Genomic DNA, 4,231 nt, shown 5'->3' with positions numbered 1-4,231 from the left:
AACCTCGGCATGCGCGGTATCCGCCGATTTTTTCAGAATGTTCGCGATGCGTTTGTGCGCAGCGGCGAGCGCGGCCGCGTCCGGCAGCACGTTGAAGGCATGCACCGCATCGAGCCGTATCGACAGATCGTCTAGACGCATTGGCCGCGTGCTGAGCACTGCCTCGATTTCATCCGCGCGATGACCGCGCTCGCGCAGCAAAATGCGCAGCCGGTCGTAGAAGAAATCGAGCAATGGTTCGGTTGGATCGTTGACAGAGGGGACTGCGCCAAATTGCTCGAAGCTGAGCCGCAATAGCGCCTCAAGATCAAGCGGCAGCGCTTTTTCAAGCAGAATGCGTAGCAGGCCCAGCGCAGCGCGGCGCAGCGCGAACGGGTCTTTGTCGGAGGTCGGACATTGTCCAATGCCGAACAGGCCAACAAGCGTTTCCAGTTTATCCGCAAGCGCAACGGCGACGCCCGCCAGAGTAGACGGCAACGTGTCTCCGGAAAAGCGCGGCTGATAATGCTCGGCGCACGCGCGCGCCACCTCTTCAGGCTCAAAGTCGAGCCGCGCGTAATACTGCCCCATGACGCCTTGCAGTTCCGGGAATTCCCCGACCATCTGCGTGAGCAGATCGGCTTTGGCGAGTTGCGCCGCGCGCGCAGCGTGCGCTTGATCCGCGCCGATGCGCGCGGCGATGGCGCAGGCAATCGCTTCGATTCGCTTGACGCGCTGCCATTGCGAACCGAGTTGGCGGTGATACACAACCGCATCCAGTTGCGGCGCGCGTTCTGCGAGCAGCAGCTTCCGGTCCTGCTTGAAGAAGAATTGCGCATCGGCCAGACGCGCGCGTACCACGCGCTCGTTGCCTGCAATGATCTGTTCGGGCGTTGGCGTATCCAGATTGGACACGAGCAGGAAATGCGGCTGCAATGCGCCGCTCGCATTGCGCAGCGCGAAATATTTCTGATGCGTTTGCATCGTCAGAATCAGGCATTCCGGCGGAAGCGATAGAAAAGCGGCATCAAACCGCCCGGCGTACACGGCGGGCCATTCGACCAGCGCGGTAACTTCATCGAGCAGCGCGTCGGGCATCAGCACGTGCGCATCGCCCGCCTGTTTGAGCAATTGCGCGCGAATTGCCGCACGGCGTGCATCCAGATCGACCTGCACATGCCCGATGTCACGCAGCGTTTCAACATAGGCATCGGCATGCGGAATATCGATTTCACCGTTTGACAAAAAACGATGGCCGAGCGTCGTGCGGCCCGCGCTTAAGCCGAGCGCGGTGACAGGCACAATCCGCTCGCCATGCAGCGCGATCAGTCGGTGCGCAGGGCGGACAAATTGCACGCTTTCGCGCGCGCATTTTCCAATCACGCTGCAACTGTGTCGCTTCGCGCTCGCCGTATTGCTCATACTGTCTTCGCGCTCGCTCCTTGTTGCAACGCGATTGGAAAATGCTTTAGCGCGCGGATAACGCATTGTTTTGGGAGCCGGCAGCGTCTTTAATATTTCATCGAGCGCGGTTTGTAAACCTTCAGTCAGCGTTGCGCCCGCTTGAGTGCGATGAATGAACAACGCTTCATTCTTGCCATCCACCGCGCGTTCGAGATCGGACCACTGCCATTGTTCCATGCCAAGCGCGGCGAGTTTTTTAGAGAGTACAGGCGTTGGGCGGCTGTGGGCGTCGAGTGCAATGGAAACAGGCAATACTTTTAAACGGGTCCGTTGAGGGGGCGCGTGCGCGCGCACGGCGTGCACGACAACCGCCAAACGGCGCGGTGTTGCATGGCGCTCGAAGACAGGCGCGCGATCTGCGGCGCCGATCAAAGCGCGCGCGTTCAGCCGCTCGACCATGCCTTGTGCAAAGGCGTCCGCCAGACGGGCGAGCGCGCGCGGCGGCAGTTCTTCGGTCAGGAGTTCGACCAGTAAAGGCGCGATGGCGGTCATGAAAAAATCAGGCTTTAGAACCTGTTTACGATCTTACTGCGCACCCGTGATACAGGGTCGGGCGGTGCTCGGAATGCTCACATATTTCATATATGCTCCGCTTCCTGCGCTCCGTCCTTCCCTGTCTGACGGGCGCTCGTGACAGATCGTAAACAGGTTCTTAGAAGTGGCGAGCAGCGGAAATCCAAGCGCGGCGCGCGCCTCGTAATACGTCTGCGCAATCCGTCGAGAGAGCGCACGAATGCGGCCCATATAGGCCGCGCGCTCAGTGACCGAAATCGCGCCGCGCGCATCGAGAAGGTTGAATGTATGCGCCGCTTTCAGCGTCATTTCATACGCCGGCAGCGCGAGCGGCGCATCCATCAAGCGCTGTGCCTGCGTTTCATATGTATTGAATTGACTGAATAGCCAGTCTGTATCCGATTGTTCAAAGTGATAGGTCGATTGCTCGACTTCATTTTGATGAAAGATATCGCCGTAGGTCAGCGGCTGTTGCGATGCGGGGTCGCGCGTCCAGATCAGATCGTATACGTTTTCCACATTCTGCAGCGCCATCGCCAGGCGCTCGATGCCGTAAGTGATTTCTCCGAGCACTGGCGTGCAGTCCAGTCCGCCGACCTGCTGGAAGTAGGTGAACTGGGTGATTTCCATACCGTTCAGCCAGACTTCCCAACCCAGCCCCCACGCGCCGAGCGTCGGGTTTTCCCAATCATCTTCGACAAAGCGCACATCGTTTTGCGTTAAATCGAGTCCAAGCGCCTTCAGCGAATCCAGATAGCATGCCTGGATATCGTCCGGCGCGGGTTTGAGCACGACTTGATATTGATAATAGTGCTGGAGCCGGTTTGGATTCTCGCCATAACGGCCGTCCTTGGGGCGGCGCGATGGCTGCACATACGCCGCGCGCCAGGGTTCGGGGCCGATGGCGCGCAAAAAAGTCGCCGGATGCGAAGTCCCGGCGCCGACTTCGACATCGTACGGCTGCAGCAGCGCGCAGCCGTGCGCGTCCCAATACGATTGCAGGGTTAGGATCAGGCGTGAAACGGTCAACATTGCGCTATTCAATCACAATTCACCCTTTTGCAAAAAGAGCGTAAAAATGGCCTATCCGAGCGATCTATCGATCTATGAGAACTTCTTTTTGGGCGCAGTATCTCATGATCTCTGCACGCAAAATGCCTGGTAGGCTCGCCTTATGCAGCACATTGACCACACATTGACAAAAGTTAAGACACTTGCTCATAATGCGCCCTAAATATAAGGGTAGAGAATGAAGTAGCCGTTAGAACCTGTTCACGATCTTACTGCGCGCCCGTGAGCCTATATCGGGCGGTGCTCGGAATCCTCACATATATCAAATATGCTCCGGTTCCTGCGCTCCGTCCCTTGGCTGACAGGCGCTCGCTACAGATCGTGAACAGGTTCTTGGCACATATCAACGGGCGGGAATAGCTCAGTCGGTAGAGCGCAACCTTGCCAAGGTTGAGGTCGCGAGTTCGAGCCTCGTTTCCCGCTCCACTTTTGGGCACCTTTTCCTCTTGCTGCCAGTTCATCATATAAACTCCAGAATCAGTATCAGTCATGTCCATTGACTCCCCGCTGGCGAGATGGCAGAGTGGTTATGCAGCGGCCTGCAAAGCCGCGGACGCCGGTTCGATTCCGACTCTCGTCTCCATATAAATCAAAGACTTACAGAAGTGTCAGGCTGTCCTATCCCCATCTTTTGGCGAAAGTACTTTCGCCATCCATTCCAAGCCCCATATCGCGTCACTTTTCAGGGCCAAACTGCCGGGTGAATTCCATCACTTTCTGTGTTGCAGCACTTCTCGCTTTGTAAAAGCGATACCGAAATTTGCCTCCCGCTAACCAGCGCTGACCATTTTCATCACATAGAATAGTTTGTCCGTTAATGCCACGTTTGCGGATACCTTCGATCAAATCTCGCAGTCCGCCCTCAATACGCACCCGTTTAATCTTGCCCCCGCTTTTTGTCGTTTTCGGCAATCTAATATGTGAACATCTCGCACCTCATTCACTTTCATCTGGCGCGTTGTGCCTCTATCGGGTTTGGGGCATTCATCCAACCGCGCGCCTTTGCCCAATTGCACACGACGGAAAAAAATTTTATTTCTTTCTTTGCTGAAACTTTCGATGAGCGCGCTTCAAAGTAACGCAGCATGTATGCTGGTTGAAGCGCATCAATATGCGCATCACCGAACACAGGCTCGATGTCTTTCCAATATTTTTTGCGATCAGCTATCGTGCGCGGAGAGAGTTGGCTTGTCTGTCTATCCTC

The 4,231-nt window shown here is 56.5% G+C and carries 3 protein-coding genes and 2 tRNA genes; 2 read left to right on the top strand and 3 right to left on the bottom strand.

The window, feature by feature from the left end; translation table 11 throughout:
• Both glyS and glyQ read right to left on the bottom strand, forming a co-directional pair.
• Positions 1-1,935, bottom strand: a 1,935-nt coding sequence (gene glyS, locus CAGGBEG34_RS08490) for a glycine--tRNA ligase subunit beta (protein ID WP_042688440.1), incomplete at its 3' end; no start/stop codon positions are given.
• A gap of 33 nt (positions 1,936-1,968) precedes the next feature.
• Positions 1,969-2,988 carry a glycine--tRNA ligase subunit alpha gene (gene glyQ / locus CAGGBEG34_RS08485; protein ID WP_006683258.1) on the bottom strand — a complete coding sequence of 340 codons (1,020 nt, stop codon included), beginning with the start codon at positions 2,986-2,988 and terminating at the stop codon, positions 1,969-1,971.
• A gap of 389 nt (positions 2,989-3,377) precedes the next feature.
• Here glyQ and CAGGBEG34_RS08480 point away from each other — a divergent pair.
• Together CAGGBEG34_RS08480 and CAGGBEG34_RS08475 are read left to right on the top strand one after the other, a co-directional pair.
• A tRNA-Gly gene (locus CAGGBEG34_RS08480) sits at positions 3,378-3,453 on the top strand.
• Between the two features lie 83 nt (positions 3,454-3,536).
• Positions 3,537-3,610 (top strand) — tRNA-Cys (locus tag CAGGBEG34_RS08475).
• 92 nt (positions 3,611-3,702) lie between these two features.
• On the opposite strand, the gene CAGGBEG34_RS09805 is transcribed toward CAGGBEG34_RS08475, so the two are convergent.
• Positions 3,703-3,939 (bottom strand): site-specific integrase, encoded by a 237-nt coding sequence (locus CAGGBEG34_RS09805; protein ID WP_050009385.1) that lies wholly within the window; start codon positions 3,937-3,939, stop codon positions 3,703-3,705.
• Between the last annotated feature and the right edge of the window lie 292 nt (positions 3,940-4,231).

Source organism: Candidatus Glomeribacter gigasporarum BEG34 (assembly GCF_000227585.1).
GTDB classification, from domain to species: domain Bacteria; phylum Pseudomonadota; class Gammaproteobacteria; order Burkholderiales; family Burkholderiaceae; genus Glomeribacter; species Glomeribacter gigasporarum_B.
This window is presented reverse-complemented; position numbering and strand designations above follow the sequence as displayed.

What these genes read in the sequence shown, in the direction of transcription:
- glyQ (WP_006683258.1), bottom strand. Translation starts at nt 2,988, where the DNA reads ATGTTGACCGTTTCACGCCTGATCCTAACCCTGCAATCGTATTGGGAC.